At 34.8% G+C, this 22335-nt stretch carries 12 protein-coding genes; 2 read left to right on the forward strand and 10 right to left on the reverse strand.

Going from position 1 to position 22335, the window contains the following annotated elements; translation table 11 throughout:
- Positions 1-3: 3 nt before the first annotated feature.
- The 9 genes from IPJ23_16760 to IPJ23_16800 all read right to left on the reverse strand — a co-directional run bounded on the left by IPJ23_16760 (position 4) and on the right by IPJ23_16800 (position 17233).
- Positions 4-1041 carry a PorV/PorQ family protein gene (locus IPJ23_16760; protein MBK7632320.1) on the reverse strand — a complete coding sequence of 346 codons (1038 nt, stop codon included), beginning with the start codon at positions 1039-1041 and terminating at the stop codon, positions 4-6.
- Between the two features lie 13 nt (positions 1042-1054).
- Positions 1055-4387, reverse strand: a complete 3333-nt coding sequence (locus IPJ23_16765) for a hypothetical protein (protein ID MBK7632321.1) — start codon at positions 4385-4387, stop codon at positions 1055-1057.
- 2 nt (positions 4388-4389) lie between these two features.
- Positions 4390-7059 carry a TonB-dependent receptor gene (locus tag IPJ23_16770; GenBank protein MBK7632322.1) on the reverse strand — a complete coding sequence of 890 codons (2670 nt, stop codon included), beginning with the start codon at positions 7057-7059 and terminating at the stop codon, positions 4390-4392.
- Positions 7060-7135: 76 nt separating this feature from the next.
- The gene (locus IPJ23_16775; GenBank protein ID MBK7632323.1) at positions 7136-9058 is read right to left on the reverse strand and encodes a T9SS type A sorting domain-containing protein; all 1923 of its coding nucleotides are present in this window, start codon (positions 9056-9058) and stop codon (positions 7136-7138) included.
- 57 nt (positions 9059-9115) lie between these two features.
- The gene (locus IPJ23_16780; GenBank protein MBK7632324.1) at positions 9116-11491 is read right to left on the reverse strand and encodes a glycosyl transferase family 36; all 2376 of its coding nucleotides are present in this window, start codon (positions 11489-11491) and stop codon (positions 9116-9118) included.
- A 21-nt stretch (positions 11492-11512) separates the two neighbouring features.
- Positions 11513-12511: a LacI family DNA-binding transcriptional regulator gene (locus IPJ23_16785; protein ID MBK7632325.1), complete on the reverse strand. Its 999-nt coding sequence runs from the start codon at positions 12509-12511 to the stop codon at positions 11513-11515.
- A 66-nt stretch (positions 12512-12577) separates the two neighbouring features.
- Entirely contained in the window at positions 12578-14575 is a 1998-nt protein-coding gene (locus IPJ23_16790) for a T9SS type A sorting domain-containing protein (GenBank protein MBK7632326.1), read from the reverse strand.
- Positions 14576-15359: 784 nt separating this feature from the next.
- Positions 15360-16892 (reverse strand): solute:sodium symporter family transporter, encoded by a 1533-nt coding sequence (locus IPJ23_16795; protein MBK7632327.1) that lies wholly within the window; start codon positions 16890-16892, stop codon positions 15360-15362.
- A gap of 179 nt (positions 16893-17071) precedes the next feature.
- A complete protein-coding gene (locus tag IPJ23_16800) occupies positions 17072-17233 on the reverse strand; it encodes a hypothetical protein (protein ID MBK7632328.1) in 162 nt (53 codons plus the stop codon).
- Between the two features lie 229 nt (positions 17234-17462).
- On the opposite strand from IPJ23_16800, the gene IPJ23_16805 reads away from it, so the two are divergent.
- Positions 17463-18227 carry a L,D-transpeptidase family protein gene (locus tag IPJ23_16805; protein ID MBK7632329.1) on the forward strand — a complete coding sequence of 255 codons (765 nt, stop codon included), beginning with the start codon at positions 17463-17465 and terminating at the stop codon, positions 18225-18227.
- Positions 18228-18273: 46 nt separating this feature from the next.
- Here the strand turns inward: IPJ23_16805 and IPJ23_16810 are convergent, their stop codons facing one another.
- Positions 18274-21528 (reverse strand): glycosyl hydrolase, encoded by a 3255-nt coding sequence (locus IPJ23_16810; GenBank protein MBK7632330.1) that lies wholly within the window; start codon positions 21526-21528, stop codon positions 18274-18276.
- 234 nt (positions 21529-21762) lie between these two features.
- On the opposite strand from IPJ23_16810, the gene IPJ23_16815 reads away from it, so the two are divergent.
- Positions 21763-22326 carry an RNA polymerase sigma factor gene (locus IPJ23_16815; protein MBK7632331.1) on the forward strand — a complete coding sequence of 188 codons (564 nt, stop codon included), beginning with the start codon at positions 21763-21765 and terminating at the stop codon, positions 22324-22326.
- Positions 22327-22335: the final 9 nt, after the last annotated feature.

Consider the following 22335-nt stretch of genomic DNA (forward strand, 5'->3'; position numbering starts at 1 on the left):
AGCTCATCTAAATCCCACACTAAGGGTCAGTCTATGCGTATCTGCTAGTCTGCCATAACCAGCATAAGCATAATCAAATCTGATATTATTAGTTTCATCGTAGTTTGTCTGCACACCACCGCCAAGCACCAGTCCGCCTTCTGCATCAGGCATAAACAAATTTCTAAACCCAAACCGAATGGAAAACATTTTCAGTAAATTAAACTCACTCCCAAGATTTATGTACTGGTCATTATCATTTGGATGAACTGCATCAGCAGCAACAAGCAATTTATAGTCATCGCCAAAATCAAACCAGTAAGAAACACCTGCCCTGAATATTGTTGGTAGATTAAAATAATCTGTTCTCAATTCAGCAGGCAGTTTATCATTATCACCATATTTCTTTGGGTCAAAATCATAATTTAGGTAGAGGTCTCTTCCGTCATAAGCAGCGCGAGCACCGAAATTAGAAACACTTGCACCAATTGTTAAACCATCTGGTTCAACTTGATATTGTACACCAAAGTTCAACCCAAAAGTTGAAATAGAGCTGTGCCATATTGCCTCGTTGATATAGTTTATTTGAAGACCGACAGAAACTCTGTCTGTTAACATCAAACCATATCCTAATCCAAGTGCAAGGTTGTTAACAGTAAAACGCTCTCCGGTTCCTAAAGGATTATCAACAGTTCGTACATCCATTTCACCAGAATTAAGCAGCGTACCGACTAATGCAAAAGTTCCGACACCTTCCACATTAATACCTGCAGCCATATAATTATACGTTATATCAGCCAACCATTTGTTAAACGTAAATTGGATATCGGTACCCTGCAATCTTCCTAAGCTTGCAGGGTTGTAAAATAAGTTGGATATTTCTCCTGATAGTGATGCTCCTGCATTTCCTAATCCAACAACTCTTGAGCTTGGTTCAATTTTAAGAAATTGTCCAATTGTAGTTCCTGTCTTACTTTGTGCAAAGTTTAGTCCTGCAAAAATAAAAATGAATAGAAAGCAGGATATAATATTTAATCTCTTATGTATTATAAATTTTTTCACACAACCACCTTCATCATTTAATTATTGCAAATTTGCCAATGTATGTTCCAACTTCTACTCCATCAACATGGTAGATATAAAGTCCAGGGGCTACTTCAAGATTGCTCGAATTTCTCAGATCCCAGGCAATTATTCCTTCATTAATATTTCCATCATGTTTAAGAGTCTGGACAAGTTCACCGGTAATAGTATAAATTCTAATTGTAGAATTTGTGGGCAGATTTCTAAATTCAATCTTTCTTTCACCTCTACCAGAAACACCAAAACGTTGTGGTTCAAAACTTGCAGCCCCCACGTAAGGATTTGGCACGACATAAGGATCACCTTCAAATTGCTGCCTAGCTAAATTAGGGTCTATGCGTTGTGCTTTTGTGGTAAATCTAAATTCATCCTGACTGGAGTAAGGGAAGATTAATCTCAGCTCATATCTATCACTCATTGTTGGAGCAACAATCGGGTTTCCGTCAGTTCCGATAGAATCTGTAACAGTTAATCGCCAGGTTGATTTTCTTTGAGTTGGGGCCTCAAAACTTGCTGTTAATATTTCAATATAATCTTCTTTTGAATCGATTGTTCCAGAACCAACGCTGTTATTATCGTAGAATCTGAACTTTAGTTTTTGATCACCGGAGTCAGTTTTTGCTACTACAGTAAACTTAACAAATCTAGCAGGCACACCAGCCGCCGCTAACGATGTATCAATGATCTGGTCGCTAAAAATAACATCAATATTTTCCGGAAATCCTATTCGTCTTAGCCCAATAGGAAAAGTTGGTGCATACCTAATACTTAAAGGTATATTTGTTCCACTGGCAGAAATCAATTTTGTATTTGGACTATCAATTTCTGTAACTTCTGAGGTAAAAATTGTTGGCATAATTCCCGCACCGGAAGGGCCTGAACCTTGCCCCGATAAATCTATGCCTAATTTAAAAAGAGTGTCAGCCATTGTTTCATCAACCATATAATATGATTGTGCGCGCACGCTGTCTTCAGGATTTTCAAATTTTATCAAAAATGTATGATTTTCCGAAACAAGTTCGGAGTTTAGAACTGATAAATTTACAGTACCACTTCCCCTTCCTTCACTCTGTACAAGATTAAATATCTCTGCATCTAGATAACCCAATGACGGCGGGTTTGGTGTTACTTCCACCGTATTTGGGGCAAGTATTATTCCGCCACGCAAAGTTTGGCTTATCGAAATCGCATTTTCTGAAGGATATATTTGAGAAGAATCTACACCTCTGTCATAAGATACAACTGCATAGTAATATCTTTGTCCATTGACTACGGTAGTATCTTTAAATGTATGTTTAATACCGGTATCATTGCCAAGGTAATATGCGATGCCATCAACCGTAGTTGTGGAATAGCCTTGAATATTATTTACTAAATCAAATTGGGCAAGTGGTTTAAGTCCGAATGGTCTACTTCCAGTCCCCGTATAAATAACTCTCGGATCAAGAAAAGATGGATCTGTACTTCTATAAACTCTATAACCTTCAAAATCATTGTTGTGAGTAATAGGATCATAAGCTTGTTCACCGGCATTATCCCAATTTAAAGTTACAAACCCATCCCCTGTAAAAGCATTTACTTTTGGAATCGGTGGGGGAACAGCAAACTGGTAATTTGCTTTATAAATTAGTTGTACAACTTTTGTAGTTACTCTTAACTCTGAAAGATTTGCACCATAACCTAAAGCCAGACTAAATCTTTCTCGACTTCCTGAGCCCAAATAAAATGGACCTGAAGCGAAAAGAAAACCAATGTTAAAATCCAATACTAATGGATCGTCTTCGAATGCAGTTTGGGGATCAGAAAATAAATTATATAATCTACTCGGCCATGAATTCGGATCATCATAAAAAAGAATATTATCTGTAGGTGCATTTGGATTACTTGCCCCTGCTCTAATTCTATTGAATTTAAATCCTGTTAAACCAATCTGATCGGATTCGTCAATATCTACTTTATCAAAATTTTCTTCACCCTCAGTAGGCATGCCATCACCTTCGCCCAAATCATTTGTGCCCCAAATTCCATCAGCTCCTGTATCATAATATTGAGCCACCCAATCCATATCTTCATCACCAGTAAACCAGATACCTGCAATATAGGCAGGCAAATTCTCTACAGGACCATAAATCGATTGAAATTTACTCAGATTGTAATTTAGTGTAACAAAATTCAATATCGCTTCTTGTCCAACAATTTCCTGTCCTGGTCCGCTGTTTCTTTTCTCATCCGTTATTCCATCTTCATCGTTATCAATACCATCTATTGAATTACCAGGCGTCTCCAAATACGAATAACCCAGGTATCCGGTTTTACCAACAAACCCATTTCCATTTTTATCCCATGTATAAACTAAGTTTAACGCGGTACTATCAAAATATGCATTATCATCATCCGATTCATAAACTCCATCTACTCCAATTCCTGAACCGCCCACACCAGAATCCATATATAATCCAAATAATATGTTATTATTATAGGGAGTGGTACTTTCGTTAGTAATATCATAGTGAAAGAAAATAACTAAACCTGCTTGTGGATTCGCCCATTGGAAGCCTCTTTGCTCAATGCGCATCCCCAACCCACGTCTTGTCAAGTCTCTGTTGTCAGGATAGTAATTCCATGCATCATAAAAATTATCATCATACACAACAAAACTTTCCTGATCAGCCTTTGGTTGTTTACCAAAAAATCCATTCCATGCAGAGTGAAGCGGATCCGAATCACTGCCATTTGGTCCAAGCCCATCATTTTTCCAGCCTGGGTCATCCGAATCATTTAATTTATCATACCATTCATCAGGCCAAGTTCTTGTATCTGTACTTAAAGCAACAGATCTTCCTTGATTTATCGATGGCACTGTTTGAAAGTAACCAAAGCGTGGTTCAAAACGCATAATTTTATTTGTTATTGGGCTTTGTGCTTGTCTCTCACGATACCCGGTTTCCATAATATATGCCGGAGTACCATCTGCCTGAATAATTTTTGTAAGAATAAAAGGTGTAGTTCCATCACTGTAATTTTCACCTGAACCTTTTAGTATTTCTACCGAGTGGTCAACTGTGTTATCACGTTCGGGACCAAAATAATCTCCAACCATTCCAAAATTATAAAATATGGTTCTTATAAGATTTGCATCGTGTTGACCGGATCTTTCTGCATCGATTGTTCCTCTCCATTCTGGAGGAACAGGATCTGGTAATATTTGTGCAGTGGTTTTAGAAACCAATATTAGCGTTAGAAGAACTGTTAGCAGAGTTAAATATATTTCTTTTACCGAGCCAGTAGATAAAGTTGGTACATTTAATTTTTTTATATTATTCATATTTAATTGCTCCTCAAAGAAATACCAAACTCAATACGCCTAGGATTATAAAACCTTGATGGGTCAGAAAGTGCAGAACGGTTCGTTGATGGATTTAATGCATAGTCGGGGCTACCTGTGGAGTTAAATACATAGCCATTAACAAAGGTAGTATTTAATACATTAAATGCTCTTACAAAAACACTTAGATACAATGAACCAAGATTGAAATATTTTTCTGCTCTTAAATCAAGTAAAAAATAACTGTCTTTTCTTCCGGAGTTAGTTTCTAAGTTAGCGCCAAACCCTGCACCAATTTCCGGAGTATAAGGCTGTCCGCTGCCAAACTTTAGAATTGTGCTTAATGCATAATCATCAGGAATAGAATAAACAGCAGAGAGATTTAATGTGTGTCTTTGATCCCAATTAAAAGGAATATTCCTTGGTCGTGGATCAGCACCTGCTTTTGCTCGGTTGGCTGTTTCCTCAGGATCACTAGAATTACCTTGAGCAAATTGAAGTGTGTAATCTATAGAAGTATTAAAATTATTAATATCCTTCTGAAAAGCCGATAATGTAAAACCTGTTACACTTCCGTAATCAATATTAGTAAATCTTGAATAGCTTGCTGCTGTATAAGTATCAACAAATTCAACACCCAGCAAATCCCTTATATCTTTATAGAAAAATGAAAGTTGAACGCCAAGAAAATCGGAGATAGATTGTTTTAAACCGAATTCATACTGAATTGTAAATTCAGGTTTTAGATCTGGGTTTCCCATTACACCATAATCAATACCTCCTGCTTGCAGGTCTTCAAGAACAGAATAATCAGAGTTGCTGTATAGAAGATTCAGACCCGGTAACTGATAAAAATGTCCGTAAGAAAAATATACTGAGGCTGCATCAGAAATTGGAAAACTTAATCCAAGCCTAGGTGCTAATGCATTTTTTATTGTTGTTGGAATATAGGTGGATGGGGGTGCATCTTCGATTGAGTTTGCAGGATTTTGTAAATTACTTGGAACTACACTTGCTGCATCATAATATTCATAGCGTAAACCTGCTCTTACTACTAAGTCGCCAATTTCAATCCTATCTTGTAAATAAACCGCAAACTGTTTTGGGTAATATGATCGTAAACCGGGTGTCCTGTAAAACTCTTCAAAAGGATAAAGAACTACCTGATCATTAATATAGAAATCCACAAAGAATCCAGGAGGTCCAAATAGAACATCAGAATACTGCCCTTCAACACCGGCTTCTACAAAATTATATTTATTAGCTTGTAAAGTATAGTCGCCCTTGATAATTAATGAATTTGTTTCCTGTTTAAACCTACCGAGATCAAGACCTTGAATAAATGCTCCATCTTCATAGTTTGCATCGCCCTTAGATCTACCAGCTTCTATATATCGTGGATCATATAGGTCTTCATACTTGTAGTCGGCATATTTAAAAATATTCTGTCTTATGTTTATCTTATAAAACATTTCCGGTGAAATAGTATGCGTAAAAGCAAGACCATGGCTTATAGAAGTTGTATAATTTGTTTTAATGCCATCTGGGTTTAAACGATAAGCTTGATTATAATCTTGGCGTTCTGCATAATTATAAATAATCTGGTAGCTTAATTGGATGTCTTTTATTAAAGTATTAGTGAGTTTAGCCTGCCCGCTCCACTCATCGTCTGTATTCATATTTACAAGTGCATTATCGCCGGTAGAATTTAATATCTTATTTTCAAAATCATTTTTGTCAAATGGAGTAAATTTTCTTGTTCCAAACAAGTATCCACCGTTATAATATTTCCTGCCATTAGCAAAAAAAGTTGTTTGAGGTAAACCTGTTGGCCCGCTAACTGAAAGTTGATAGTTTTGAATTGTAAGCGGTTTATATTTATTAACATTAGGGTAACGATCTGTGTCTGTAGTATAATAGTCACCAAAAAAAGTTTCGGCAGAAAATTCAAATTTGTCAGAGCCGGATTTTAAAACCGTGTTTACAACACCAGACATTGCCTGGCCATACTTAGCATCAAAGGTACCACTGATGACCTGAACTTCCTCGATTGCAGAACGATCTAATTGCGGCAATATGGATTTGTTATCAAACGGGTTATTAGCAGTAACACCATCAACCTGGTACTGAACTTCGCCAATTCTACCTCCTCTAAAGTGTCCATCAACAACGCCTGCTTGAAGGTTCACTATTTCTTCCAAACTTTGAATTGGAAGACTTTTAATATCATCTTTATTAATAGAAGAAACGGAGCTTGTTTGATTGAATTCCACCAATGGTTTTTTTGCAACAACAATAACTTCTTCACCAACAATTGCTTCGGAATTTAAAGTAGCATTAAGTTTTGTGGTTTGGTCAGCTGAAATTCTAACATTGGAAATAAGCTGGGATTGAAATCCAAGATAGCGGAAGATAATAGTATAAGTTCCGGTTCTAATATTAATGATATTATAATAGCCTTCAAAATCTGTGGCGGCACCCTGATTTGTTCCATCTATTAAAACATTAGCTCCAATTAATGGCTCCCCGTTTTCATCTGCAACCACACCGGAAAGTTTACCAGTTGTTTGTGCATTTAACATTGCAGAGGTTATAGAAAACAAAAGCATTAGAAATATTAGCTGCCATCTAAGTTGTTTAAGTAAAAAAAAGCTTGTAAATGATTTATTCATAACTGATCCGTCTTTTATCTTATTTAAGATCGTAAAAAAAGCGGAGAATATTATTTTATCCTCCGCTGTTATTTAATTACTTAAGAAGAATCATTTTTCCGACTTTACTAATATAATTTGTGCCAGATGCAGAATTGTTTAATGTAATTTTATAGAAGTAAACTCCGGATGAAATTGATGAGGCACTAAATGAGTAACTTAATTCTCCGGCATTTCTGTTAGTCAAATTTATACTCTTAACTTCTTCACCAACGGTATTGTATATTTTTAGATTTACATCCCCGGTTTCAGGAATAGCAAATTTAATTGTTGTAGAAGGATTAAATGGATTTGGATAATTTCCATATAACTGAATTGAGTTTGGTATCGAGACAGTATATTCATCTTTAACACCAACCAAAGTACCCGGATCTAATACAGCCCATGCCGCAGTAGGCCCACCTTCTAATTCTCTAAACCACCAAACACGAGTACCGTAATTTGATAATGGATCTTCAAAAGTGTCACCATCGGCCAGCATAACACCACAGAAAAGAGCTTTATCACCTAGATCTGTAGGATAATCTAAACCTGTAAGATCTATTTTCATCTCAATCGAATAACCTTCATCAAAATCCGTATTATTATTTACTGTTGTTGCTCCTTTTAAAGCTGCGCCAAATTGTGCCTTGCCTGAATCAACCAATGTTTTTAAATATTCATAAGGTTCGCCCAGACCAGTAAAACTAAAACTCACTCTGCAATTTTTGAAAATCATATTATTTTCAACATCATTCAGTTCTGTTCGATGTCCAAGTACCAATCTAACTCCGTCAATTAGATCAAAGATTGTGGTCCCATAAACAACTCCATCTGTAACATCAGCAGAGAAGTAAAGATAATTATCTTTAAAAAACATTTTAATTACTGCAAAAGATGGATCAATTATTGGTGGGTATGAAGGAGGAGTAGTGAATGAAGGTTGGTATCTGCCACTCATAAATTTTCCAACTCCAGGGTAGTCTTCTCTTAATGTTTGTATATCCCATCCCAAATTAAAAGTATAAGCTCCGGCCCAAACAGCTTCATCCGGTTTGCCATCAATAACAGGATCCGGGTAATTAGCCCCGTTTGGAATTATAACATCCGGCGCAATCATAGGAAGTACAGTGGTTAAACCAACATCCGGTTTGCCATAAACGCGAGCAACATTAATTGTGTTAGCATTACCCCAAGGAGCTTGATAATAAGTTTTAGTACTGTATGTTTTTAATGGGTCATTTTCAAATAAAAAATCATTATCCCAGATACTAAAATTTAGAGCAATTGCATCACCATCCGGCTGATTTACATTATAACCGAGTGAATCTAAATTTATTCGCATTTCTGTAACCCATCCTTGGTCCCTCCCTGCATCATTTGAAATACCATTTACAACAGTTCTTGCATCAACTATGGAAATTTCTCTATTAGTTCTTGGTGTTCCATCGTAACTTCCATAACTACCAACTATTCTTGGAAGAGATCCAACCACTGGTGTTGAATCGGGCAATGAGTTTGTCCAGTAAGTATAGAAAATTTCGGCAGGACTGGCCATGAAAGATGATCCATCTAATTGTAATTTATTTTTAACAGACATAAGAACTGCATCAAATTTAGGCCAAATATCATTTCCACCAATAGATGAATCCGGAATATCAAAGGCTAACCATAGTTGGTTATCGCTTGCTACTAAGAATTTTATTGTAGCATTAGTTGGATCTGTTACCACTCCTGGTCCCCCGTCAGTTTCTTTTTTATAACCGCTTGTTGGTAAAAGCCCTGGTTGACCGTAAGTTATTGTTATTGATTCAGCTTGTGCCCAGGCAGTTTCATCAAGAACACCATCCATAGTAATCGTTCCGGCAGGCACATATCTTGCCCAAATTGCATCCTGTCTAGGTATAAACTGAGCGAATATTAAACTGTGCGATAACAACAAAATCGCAAAAGCTAATAGTGCAAGTTTATTTGTTTTCATAATATCTCCTTTGATAAATGATTATTTAATTAGTTATATCTAAAATCATAAAATATGTTAAATGTAAACTTCAACTTTAACTTCTTTGTTTTTTGATAGAGGTAAAATATTTCCTTCAATTTTCTCACCATCAACTGATATATGTTTTTTTTGTTTATTGGATTTTGAAGTTTGAATAACCAGAATATTATATGTAGTACCTCTATATAATCTTTTAACTGAAAATTCTTTCCAGTAATCCGGAACGCAAGGATCAACAACTAATCCACCTTTGCTAGCTCTAATTCCAAGTATCCAATCAACAATTACTTTTTGATACCACGCTGCTGAACCGGTATACCAAGTCCAACCGCCCATTCCGTAATTTGGTGAGTCCGGACCATCTATGTTTCCTGGTGTAACATATGGCTCAGCTACATAATCATCTGGATTCATTCCACTGTAAACAGGACATAAGTTTTTATAAGATTTAAATGCCTGTTCCCTATCTTTAAGTAATGAGTAGGCCCACACTGCCCAAGTTGCCGCATGAGTGTAAACGCCTCCATTTTCTCTTCTTCCAGGAGCATATCTAGACAAATACCCAATCATTTTATCAGGTTTTGTATAAGCGGGACTTAAAAGCAAGCATCCATTATTTTTTAATAAATGTTTTGAAACAGAATCCATTGCCTTTTTTTGTTTATCAGATTCCGCAATTCCACTTATCACGGACCAAGTCTGAGCATTAAGATATATCTTTCCTTCAGGAGAAGTTTTACTTCCAACTGTATTTCCATCATCTTTAGTAGCACGCCAGAACCAGTCCCCATCCCATGCATATTTATTAAATGCTTTTTTTAGTTCAATTGCTTTTTTAGAATATTTTTTGTGAAGTGAGTCTTTTCCAATGTCTTTACACAGATCTGAAAATTTTGTCAGAATTAAATAGAAAAATTCAGTTAACCAAATTGACTCACCTTTCATTTCCAGTCCAACAGCACTAAGTCCGTCATTCCAATCACCGGCTCCTATCAAAGTTAAACCACGATTGCTTAATCTTGTTAATACTTTCTCTATTGCTGCAACAGAATGCTCAAAAAGTGAATCCTTTTTATTTTTGTTATCATAGTAATGTTCTTTTGCAGATAGGATTTTATAATTTCCTGTTTCTTCAATGTAGTTCATCAAGACAAATGGAAGCCATAAAAGATCATCAGTCATTTTTGTAGGTAATCCTGTTTCAGATATAGGATGCCACCAATGCAGCACAGTTCCATCTTCAAATTGGTGTTTTGCATGTAAACGAATTTGATCCTCTGTTTTTTTCGGATCAATTGGTAGAAATACCATACTATCTTGCAACTGATCCCTAAACCCAAATGCACCACTTTGCTGGTAATAAGCGGTTCTTCCCCAGAGTCTGCCGGCAATTGACTGATATCTTAACCATTTGTTTACCATTAAATTCATTGCTTTATCGGGTGTTTCAATAACAAGTGTATCAAACATTTTATGCCAGAACAATTTCAGATCAAATAAAGCTGAATCAATATTTTTTTGGTTGTTGAATTTTTTGAGAGATGCCGCAATTGCTTTCTTATCTTCTTTAATACCCATAAAAAAGTTTACGTTCTCTTTTTCATTTGGTTTAATTTCAATTTTGGTTTTAACTGAAGCAATTGAATCATTCCATTTACCTATAGATTTACTTAAACCTTTTGCAGATAACCCTGCAGGATTTTGTAAAGAGCCGTATTGCCCAATAAAAGTATCTTTGTTTCCATCATAATCTGATATTTTTTTTGAACATGAAATAAACCCGAGATATGGATACTCAATATTCCAATGCCCTCTATCGCCTAATGGAATTTCCCACAACCTTTTTGTAGCAGTCATACAATTCAGTTTTGTATCAAAGTGTGTTTCTAAAAATGTTTTATGAAATTCTCTGTGGTGATCTGATGATGAACCGAGACACCACTCAAAATACGAGAAGATTGAAAGCGATTTTTTTTGCGATGATTTATTTTCAATTTCAAAATTCCACACTTCAATATTTTCATCAATCGGAATAAAAACCGTTAAAGCAATTTTAATTCCCTTATATTCTGATGTGAATTTTGCATATCCAAAACCATAAGCAACCTGATATGAATCTAATTCAGTTTTTACAGGCATCCAGGTAGGTGACCAAACATCGCCGGTTATGTTATCTTTTACATAAAAATATTTGCCCCAATTATCCTGCACTAAATCCTGATGCCAGCGATTTAATCGATTAAATTCTGAATGTGTATCCCAACTAAACCCACCGCCAATCTGAGAAATAACTAATCCATATTTACCGTTCGATATTACATTTACCCAGGGTTTTGGTGTTCTATAATTTGCGATTATATATTCATTTCCGTCAGCGGAAAAGTGTCCATATTTTGTAGAAAATTGTTCCATCAACTTTTCACTTAAAAAGGTTTAACAAGAATTTCTGATTATTAATTCAGTAGGAATTTTAATTAAAGAATGAGTTTTACCGTTTGATTTATTTAGTCGTTCAATTAAAAGTTTTGCAGCTGCCTTGCCAACCTCTTCAATTTGAACACGTACAGTAGTTAAACTTGGATTGAGATATTTGGAAATAAAAATGTCATCAAATCCAATCAAACTTACATCATCGGGTATTTTAACATTAAAATAATTTGCTGCATCATAGCAGCCAATTGCCATCATATCGTTTGCTGCAAAAATTGCCTGAGGTTTTTCTGCCAGACCATATAATTGAATAAATCCATGATACCCTGAATCTATTGTATAATTTCCTTCGACTATAAAAGATTTATTAATGCTAACACCATTTTTTTTGCAGGCATCAATAAATCCCTTTTTTCTAAGAAATGCATCATAGTTCTCAGTTGGTCCGGTTATATGGGCAATTTTTTTAAATTTTTTCTTCTTAATCAAATATTCAGTTGCATTATAAGCACCTTGATAATTATCAATTGTAACGATGTCAAAGTCGGGCTCTTGTTTACCACCACCAATTATTATTACTGGAATTTTAGTTTCTTTTAAAATATTTTTTATATCATCAGTCATTGCAGATGTTAATAAAATTACTCCGCCAACTAATCCTGTTTGTGAGAATGTTGTGATAGAATCTACAAGAGTTCGATGTTTATGAGAACTTGCTACCATCGTGTAATATCCATTTTGAAAAGTTATTTCATCCACACCTCTAATAATATCAGTAAAAAATTCATCTGAGATATCAGGTAATATCAATCCTATGCTGTAAGATGTTTTTTTTACAAAATTTCTGGCAATTAAATTCGGTTTGTAATTAAGTTCATTTGAAATACGCAACACTTTTTCTCGGGTTTCAACAGCAACACGAACATCATTGTTAAGAACTCTTGAAACAGTCGCGATTGACACATTAGCTTTATTAGCTATCTGCTTTATTGTGAGTATCATATTATTATTTAATAAAGGGGAAGCGGAATAGAACTATTCCGCTTCCAATTATTTTTAGTTCAAATACTATTTCAGCAAGGTCATTTTTTTACTTGATGAATATTTAGTTCCATTTTCCCCTACAGCGGTAAGCTTATAGAGGTAAATTCCAGAGGATAAAGAAGAAGCGTTAAATTGCGCTGTGTGTTTTCCCGCTTCAACATTGCCTTGCATTAGAGTGCTTACCTTTTGTCCAATAAGATTGTACACTTCAAGTGTAACATCTGATTTTACAGCAACTGCATAAGCTATAGTTGTTGAAGGGTTGAATGGATTTGGATAATTTTGTTCTAAAACAAAATCTAATGGTAATGTAAAACCAAGATTTACAACTGAGGAATATTCAAAAGTTCCATTAAAATCAATTTGTTTTAATCTATATGAGTAATTAATTCTTGATTCAACATTGCGATCAACAAATGTGTATTGTTTTTGTTCTGTTGTTGTTCCATGACCTTCAACAAATGCGATTGTTGCAAATTGAGAGTTATTAATACTTCTTTGAATTTCAAATCCTCTATTGTTTAGTTCAGTTGCAGTTGTCCATTTCAACTGGACATCACTACCAACAAATGAACCTGTAAACGCATTCAACTCTACTGGAAGGACATTTCCAAACTCTAAATTTCTAAATTCAGAACCCCATTCACTTCCCCACCATTGTTTGTAAAAGTTTCCATTTGGACCCCAAGGAGGAGCACCTGCACTGAAATTATCAGGATCAAAAATAACTACGGATACTTGTAATGATGTTGGTAATGTTGGATATCCCAAGGCACTTAAATCTATAAATGCTTCTGCTGTATAACCACCATCAACATCCGTTGAATCATAAATTGTTCCGCTTACAACACCAACACCACCATAGCTGCCAGCAGGTATTGGAGCTGCTCCGCCTGTTTCAGCACCAAATGTTGTAGAGTTGATAACATACAATTTTAATTCGCTGTTTTGATTGATGGGATTCTTCAATATCATAAACATTCCATCACCTTCCCAATCAAACTTACAGACTTGTTGGTCATCTGATTGTAAAGCTACGTATAAGTTTGTACCTGAATATAAGTACTTTACATACGTAGTTGATTCATCAGTGTATGGTGGTTTTACAACTACGCCACTAGTTGGTGTAAAATTATAACCAGAAGGAACACCGTCTTTTTTGAACATTATTTGTGGAACGTTTGCTGCCCAATCTGGTTCATCTAGAATACCATCTATAGTAATTACACCTTGTGCACCGTGAACAGTGATTGATGGTGGATCATAAGGGGATGTACCTTGAAGAAAATTTAAATTTCTAAATTCAGAACCCCATTCACTTCCCCACCATTGTTTGTAAAAGTTTCCATTTGGACCCCAAGGAGGAGCACCTGCACTGAAATTATCAGGATCAAAAATAACTACGGATACTTGTAATGATGTTGGTAATGTTGGATATCCCAAGGCACTTAAATCTATAAATGCTTCTGCTGTGTAACCACCATCAATATCCGTTGAATCATAAATTGTTCCGCTTACAACACCAACACCACCATAGCTGCCAGCAGGTATTGGAGCTGCTCCGCCTGTTTCAGCACCAAATGTTGTAGAGTTGATAACATACAATTTTAATTCGCTGTTTTGATTGATGGGATTCTTCAATATCATAAACATTCCATCACCTTCCCAATCAAACTTACAAACCTGCTTGTCATCAGATTTTAAAGCTACGTATAAGTTTGTACCTGAATATAAGTACTTTACATAGGTTGTGGATGAGTCTGAATAAACTGGTTTTACTACCGCTCCATTTGTTGGGGTGTTGTATAATCCGGAAGGTTCACCATCAATTTTAAACATTATTTGTGGAGCCGCTGCTAACCATGCTGCTTCGTCAAGAACACCATCAACTGTAATTGGACCACTTGCTTCATAAACATCAATCGAAACCGGATCTTGGACTGCCTGTGCGTATGATTCCGCACTGGCGAAAAGAAAAAGAGTTGTAAGAAGAATCGCAAATGAACAATAGAACTTTTGCATAGAACCTCCAAATGATAAGTTATATTAGATATTTAATTAGAGACTAACCTGTCTCAAATATTTTTTAATAAATAAATTTATCTGGCAAATAGAATTAAAAGACAACAAGTAAGGAACTATTTAAAAAAACCACAATGTAAACGTTTACATAGTGGTTTTAAACTATATTTTTTTTTTTAGATTGTCAAGGGTTTTGGACAAAATAAATTACAGTAAAATCTTTCCCTTCAAAGTGGAGCTCAGAAAGTAAGATTTATTAAATATGATTTAACATTCGATTTAGTGCATGGGATAGTCTTCAAGCACACTAAATATCTTTTATTTAAGGGTTTACTTCTCATGATTTTTTCCTGCCATATGTTTAGTTTTGTATTGAAAATGATGGCAACTAATCCTTGCACAGATTAAATCCTTCAAATAACCTTTTTCTATCTAATTAGATTATTTGTTTTTAACTTTATTATATAATCAACAGTTATATGGTAGTATTCAATCCATCAAAGGGATGAAAAAAGAACTACATCCTTTGGGGGATATTGCTATACAAAACTCAATCCTATTTCAAAATTATTTACTTAAATAACACTCCTTGTGAAAGAAAGGCTTCGGTAACAAAAAATTTACAGAGAAGATATTTAGAAGAATTTTTTGAAAAGATTCATTTATAAGCTATAAATAAATAACTGATTTTTTAACTCACAAAGTTTCCGCTATGCCAATGCAAAATAAATCCCACTTTTGGTGGGATTTACTATTTTATATGTCTTACATAGTTTAATATTTTTTACCAAAATATTCCGTACAACACCAGAGTCATCAGAATCACTGCACTCCCAAACCAAATTAATTGCGGTGTTGGCGTTAGATCAATATCAGTTCTCTTTGGAAGTTGTTTCGGTTCTTGTAACGGTTTAATCATCGTAATAATTGACATTAATAAAAGTATAACACCAAAAGTGATTGCCATTCTGTTTAAAAATGCTATCTCACCAAATTGCCATTGCAAAAATCCATAAACGGGAACGCAAGCTAACAATGCAACTACTCCAGCCATGGGTGGGGCTTTCTTAACTAATATCCCAAAAATAAATGCAGCTAAAATTCCAGGCGAAATGTATCCTTGAAATTCCTGGATGTAAGTAAATATTCCCTGAAATTTAGGATTGCCTAAATTTGGAGCAATGATACAGCCAAGTAAAACAAAAAGTAAAGTCATCATCCTACCGATAAAAACCAGGTTTTTTTGTGAGGCATCTTTTTTAATATAGATTTTATACAGATCCAATGTAAAAATAGTTGAAGCTGAATTTAACATTGATGCAAGAGAGCTAATTACAGCACCTGCAATTGCAGCAAGCATAAATCCTTTAAGACCGGTGGGTATTAAGTTCTTTATAAGGGTTGGATAAGCCGCATCCGATGTGCTCATTGAACCACTGTAAAGTTGGGCAGCAATAATTCCAGGAAATACAATCACAAATGGAATTATTATTTTTATTGCTGCGGCAAAGATTATTCCCTTTTGTCCTTCTCTTAAACTTTTTGCGGCAAGAGTCCTTTGTGTTATATACTGATTTAGTCCCCAGTAATAAATATTTGGTATCCACAAACCAATTACCAAAGCCGTCCATGGAAGTACAGGATGATCAGCAGGTAAGACCATATGAAGTTTATCAGCATTATGATTAAAGAAACTATCTAATCCGCCAACTGCAATTAGTCCAAAATATAGAACAACAGCTCCTCCAATAATTAATGCGGTGCCTTGAAAAACGTCAGCCCAGGCAACAGCTTTTAATCCTCCCCATGTTGTATAAAGTGCTGCAATAATTCCAATACCCCAAACAGCAATTTCTATATCAACATTAAAAATTGTGTAGATAGTGATAGCCCCTGAATAAATAACTGCTGAAATAGTAACTCCGACGTAAATTACCATTGTATAGAATGCCATTAAAGAGCGAGCAGTTGAGTTATATCTGTACTCCAGGAATTCAGGAATTGTATATATTCCACTGCTTAAAAATCTTGGTAGAAAAAAGAAAGCTACAAAGACAAGTGTAATTGCGGCCATCCATTCATAACTGGCAATTGCTAATCCAACATTGCCGGCACTTTGCCCGGACATCCCAACAAATTGTTCTGATGAAATGTTTGCAGCAATTAATGAGATCCCGATAATAGGCCAGATCAATCCCCGGCTCGCAAGAAAATAATCTTCACCTGTTTCTTCTTTCCTGCTTTTGAACATACTTGTTCCAACAACCACAAGAAAAAAAAGTATAAATACACTTATATCAAGGAGTCCTAATTCCATAAATTATTCCTTCTAATAATATTTTGGTAATAATTATTCAATAAGAATTTCTCTTGACACTAATTGAAGGCATATTTCTGTTATGCTTTGACCAGTTGATTGAAATTCGTTCCTCAAACAATTCAGTAGATTTTTTATTACATTTTGTTCTAGTTCTTATAAGCAGCCGCAGCAAGATTCTATTTTATATCGTCATATCTATTAACAAAATCGTAAATCTCGGCAATTGTTTTGTACCCAATTTTTCTAATAAGTAAATCAATTACTTTATCTTTGTAAAATATTATTTGTTCGATGCATTTCATTTCTCCACCATCAGTAATTTGCATTAGTTTAGACAAAAACCTTTTATTGAATATTATTAAAAATTAAATCTACTTACAAAGTTAATACACCAGATGAAATAATTAATTTAGAGAATATTTAGATTTACTATGTGTAAAGCAGTATTCATTTCATAAAATGATATTTATATAAAATACCGTTATAGAAAAAATTTATTTTAATAATAAATGAAATGAGTTTTAAGATATGTTTATTTAATTTACTTATGATATTAAAAGGTTATTTATGAAGAGATATTTTTTAATTATTATTTTGTTATTTATAACAAATTGTTATTCTCAAACCAAATTTCAAACACCTTTACCTTTTGATACAAGACAATTGATTTTAGTATTAACGGATTCAACCACGTCAACGAAAGGTGAACTTGTTTATTTTGAAAGAAGTAGTGGAAATAGCGTTTGGGTTAAGGTCAGTAATATAATTCCAGTCGTAATCGGTAGAACAGGACTTGGTTGGGGCAGAGGTCTGAATGATATTGATTCATCAAAACTGCCGATAAAAACCGAAGGAGATGGAAGAAGTCCCGCCGGTATATTTAAATTAAGTGCCGCCTTTGGATATGCATCACCGGATCAAATGAAAGGATTAAAAATTCCATACTTGCCAATTACAGAAATGGTTGAATGTATAGATGATATTAAATCAGAATATTATAATCAGATAGTTAACCGAAATGAAATTAAAGATGTCGACTGGCAATCATCAGAGAAAATGTTTTTTGCAGATATATGGTACGAGCAAGGCCTAGTGGTTGATCATAACACTAATCCAACAACCAAAGGTGCTGGCTCTTGTATTTTCTTGCATAATTGGTCTCAACCAGATGAAACAACAGCCGGCTGCACAGAAATGGAACCAACAAATTTGAAGAAAATAATTTACTGGCTGGATTCTGCTGCAAATCCTGTCCTAGTTCAATTAACTAAACAACTTTATGAGGATTATCAAATACCTTGGGAGCTACCTTCCACAAAAGATATTCCTTAATTTTAATAACCTCCTGCTAACTTTCATTAGCAGGGGAAAAAACGTTCTAATTCTTTTTCCACTCAGGGATTCTACCAGGAGTATAAGGCGCAAAAGATTTTTCAAGCTCTGATTCAACAATTTTTATACTATTATCAATTGATTTGAGATCATTTAGTATTTCATCAAATCTACTTGCAGCGCCATCATAAGATTTGATAAAAGTATTCGTAGGAGCTGCAGTTGTACCCCATAGTGCCCCAGTAATTAGATCAACTCGTCCTTTAACTGAGGTGGGTGTTCCGCCCTCATATCTTGCTCTAAGTTGATCACCATTAAGTTTTCGGTTTAATTCTCTCAAATCGGACTCAATGTTAATTACATTATTATAAATTGAAATCGGAACTTCCGCACCATCCAAAACCGCTTTCTTCAGATATCCTATTTTTTCCACAAGATCATTTCTAAAAGCATTGGCTCCTGTAATTGCGCGAGTAAGTTCGGCGACTTTTTTGTTAAAGGCATCGAGTGCAAGTTTATCATCTGCCGGAAGTGTGGTATTGTTTAAAGCAATGCACAAAAATTCTTTTGGAGCAACTAGATCGCTAAACTTGCCATCTTGAAATTTTGAAAGTGAAACAAAATATTTACCGGGCACAACCATATAACCTTTATCCGGTTCATTCCATGGAACTGAATCATCATATGGTTGAAGGGACACAGGAGTAACTGGGTTGTAACGGAAATTCCAAACCAATCGGTTTACCCCTTTCTTTGCTTCAGTTTTTATTTTATGAATGATATTTCCGGCTTCATCTGTAATTGTAAAAAGAAGATAAGCCTCAGGTTCTTCCTGTTCACCCTTTAATTTTTCATACGAAGGATATTTAATGTCTTCTTTGTTTTTCTGCTTTTTCTTTTCTTCATCTCTACGTATTTCCTTTAAAGTTTTAAACTCATCTTTCAAGTAATAAGTAAACACGGCACCAACTTCTGGATTAGGTGCAGAATAAAAACTTGCACCCTGGAATGCAACTCCTTTAAAGCCAAGCGGATTGGATGGAATGAACATCAAAGCATCTTTGATAGGAAATATTTCTGCTTCTTTATTTAAAGTTTCGGCAGACATATAACGAAGAGCCGAATAATCATCGAGTATATAAACTCCTCTTCCAAATGTAGAAACAACAAGGTCATTTTCTCTTTTTTGAATTTCAAGGTCCATCACACAAGCGGGAGGCATTCCATTATTAAAAGGGATCCATTCCTTTCCACCATCGTTTGAGAAATAAACACCAAAAAGAGTCCCAAGTAATAAAAGATTTTTGTCTATATGATCTTCTGCAATAGAAAAAGTACTTCCATTTTCCGGGAGATTACTGTTAATTGAAAACCAGCTTTTTCCTCCATCCGTTGTTTTATAAGTATAAGGCTTATAATCTCCGCCAAAGTAATTGTTGCACGCTGCGTAAGCAACAAGCTTATTAAAACTTGATGCAATAATTTGATTAATTCGTGAATATTCAGGCAGCCCCTCTATTGATGATTTTATCCAGCTCGTTCCTCCATTTGTAGTAAAATTAATTAATCCATCTCCAGAGCCAACAAATAAAATATTTTCATCTATAGGCGATTCCGCAATTGATACTATCTGGGCCATAGAACCCTTGCGTGCAAGTTGATCAATACTCCAGCTTTGACCCATAAGGTTTTGCATTTCTTTTGGAACGCCACGAGTAAGATCTGGACTAATTTCTCTCCAAGTACTACCCTGATCATCACTGCGCATCAATTTATTACCACCATGGTACAATCTTTTATTGTCAAATTTTGAAATCAACAATGCCGCATCCCAATCAAATCTGTAAGCGGTATCCGCAAAATCCTGAGGCTGGATGAATAAATTTTCACCACTTCTTTTATCAAAACGAACAAGACCACCATTTTGTGACTGTGCATAAATATTATTTGGATCTTTCCAATCAACTTGTGTTTCAAAACCATCACCGGCATTTGTAAACATCCAATCCTGGTTAAGAATGCCTGCAGAACTTATAGTTCTTGATGGACCGCCGAGACTATTGTTGTCTTGTGTTCCAATGTAAACATTGTAGAAAGGCAATGCATTATCAGTAGTTACTTTATAAATTTCTGTAATTGGAATATTTGATTTAAAATCCCAGTTCTTTCCCTGATCAAAAGTTTCATAAACTCCACCATCGCAACCTGCACGAAGGTGTATATTATCTTTTGGATTTATCCACAAGGCATGATTATCAACATGTTTTTTATCATCACCCAAATTTTTCCAGGTTTTTCCACCATCAATTGTAAGTTGAATAAAAGTATCATTACTATAAACCTTATCTAAATCAACAGGATCACATATAAGTTCGTGATAATAAAATGGAGCAGATGCATTGTACCCGCTTTGTTTTGCCCAGCTTGCACCACGGTCAGTGCTTCGGTAAACACCTTTATCTTTGTCAGTAGCTTCAACGATTGCATAAAGAAAATCAGGGTTCACTGGAGATATCGCCATTCCAATTCTTCCGACATCCTCAGAAGGCAAACCATTTTTTAGTTTTTCCCAAGTAACACCGAAATCTAGACTACGATAAATACCACTCTCTGGTCCGCCGTAAATACCTGTGTATAAATTTCTCATCCTTTGATGAGCAACAGCATATAAAATATTTGAAAATCTTGGATCCATATGTACCTGGTAGCAACCTGTGTACTCACTAATCTTTAAAACATTTTCCCAAGTTTTACCGCCATCAGTTGTTTTAAAAATTCCTCTATCCCCTCCTGGAATTCTTGATGAGCCATAAGCAGCAACGTAAACTATATTTGAATTATTTGGATCAATCGCAATTCCGCCAATTTGCTGAGATGAACTTAATCCCATATTATTCCAGCTTTTACCGCCATCCTCACTTTTGTATATACCATCACCATAAATCACATTATTCTGATTGTTGTTTTCACCTGTTCCGACCCAAACTACATTTACATTTGTTGGATCAATAGCAACTGAACCGATTGCATAGGATTTATTTCCATCAAAAACTGGATTAAAGGTTATTCCACTATTAGTCGTTTTCCACAATGAACCGTGTCCGGATGCAACATAATATTCGCTATAGTTAAGTGGATTAACAGCAATCTCTATCACTCTCCCTCCCGTCACAGCTGGACCGATGCTTCTGAATGACAGTCCGGTTAAGGAAATATTTTTCAGAGAATCAGTTTCTGAATTTTTCTGCGCCGTGGCATTGAATGAAAATAGAATAAGACTGATAATTATTAGGGAAGGAATTAGTTTTTTCATTTGACAACTCATGTTTAATTTATGATAGTCATAACTAAGGAATCAATTAGAATAATATTTGTAATAAATCATGTAATCTTTTTTTACTAATAATAAATTAAATGATAGAACAGAATAATCCCAAGAAACCTGGCCAAAATTAACTGGTAAAATATTTATTCTTCTCCCACCAACCATTTCTGCGTAACTTTAGTCTAATAATTTGTAAAAAGATAAAAATTAATGACACTAAGCGATAACGAACTAATAATAAACGCTCAGAATGGAGATATATTGGCTTTTGAAGAGCTGATATATCGATATGATAAAATGGTTCTGCGCATTGCTTTTAAGTATACAGGCGATAACGATGATGCAAAAGATATTTATCAAGAAGTATTTATTAAAGTATACAAAGGGTTATTAAATTTTCAATTTAAAAGTGAGTTTTCAACCTGGCTTTTTAGGATAACATCAAACACATGCATCACTTTTAAAAGAAAATATGCTAGGGCAAATCATTTTTCTTTGGATGATGAAAAAAATGAATCTTATATATCAACAATTCCTGATGACAGCGAGTTATCCCCTGAAAATTTAGCTATTAATTCAGAAAATGAGAAAAAGATAAATGAAGCTCTAAATTCATTGTCGCCAAATCAAAAAATGAGTTTTCTATTAAAGCATTATGAAGGATATAAAATTCGGGAGATTGCGGAAATGATGAATTGCAAAGAAGGAACAATAAAAAAATATCTTTTTGATGCGATTAAAAGATTAAAGCTACAATTAGAAAACAGTTATTAAATTTTAGTT

The sequence above is a fragment of the Ignavibacteriales bacterium genome (assembly GCA_016709765.1).
Taxonomy (GTDB): Bacteria; Bacteroidota; Ignavibacteria; order Ignavibacteriales; family Ignavibacteriaceae; genus IGN3.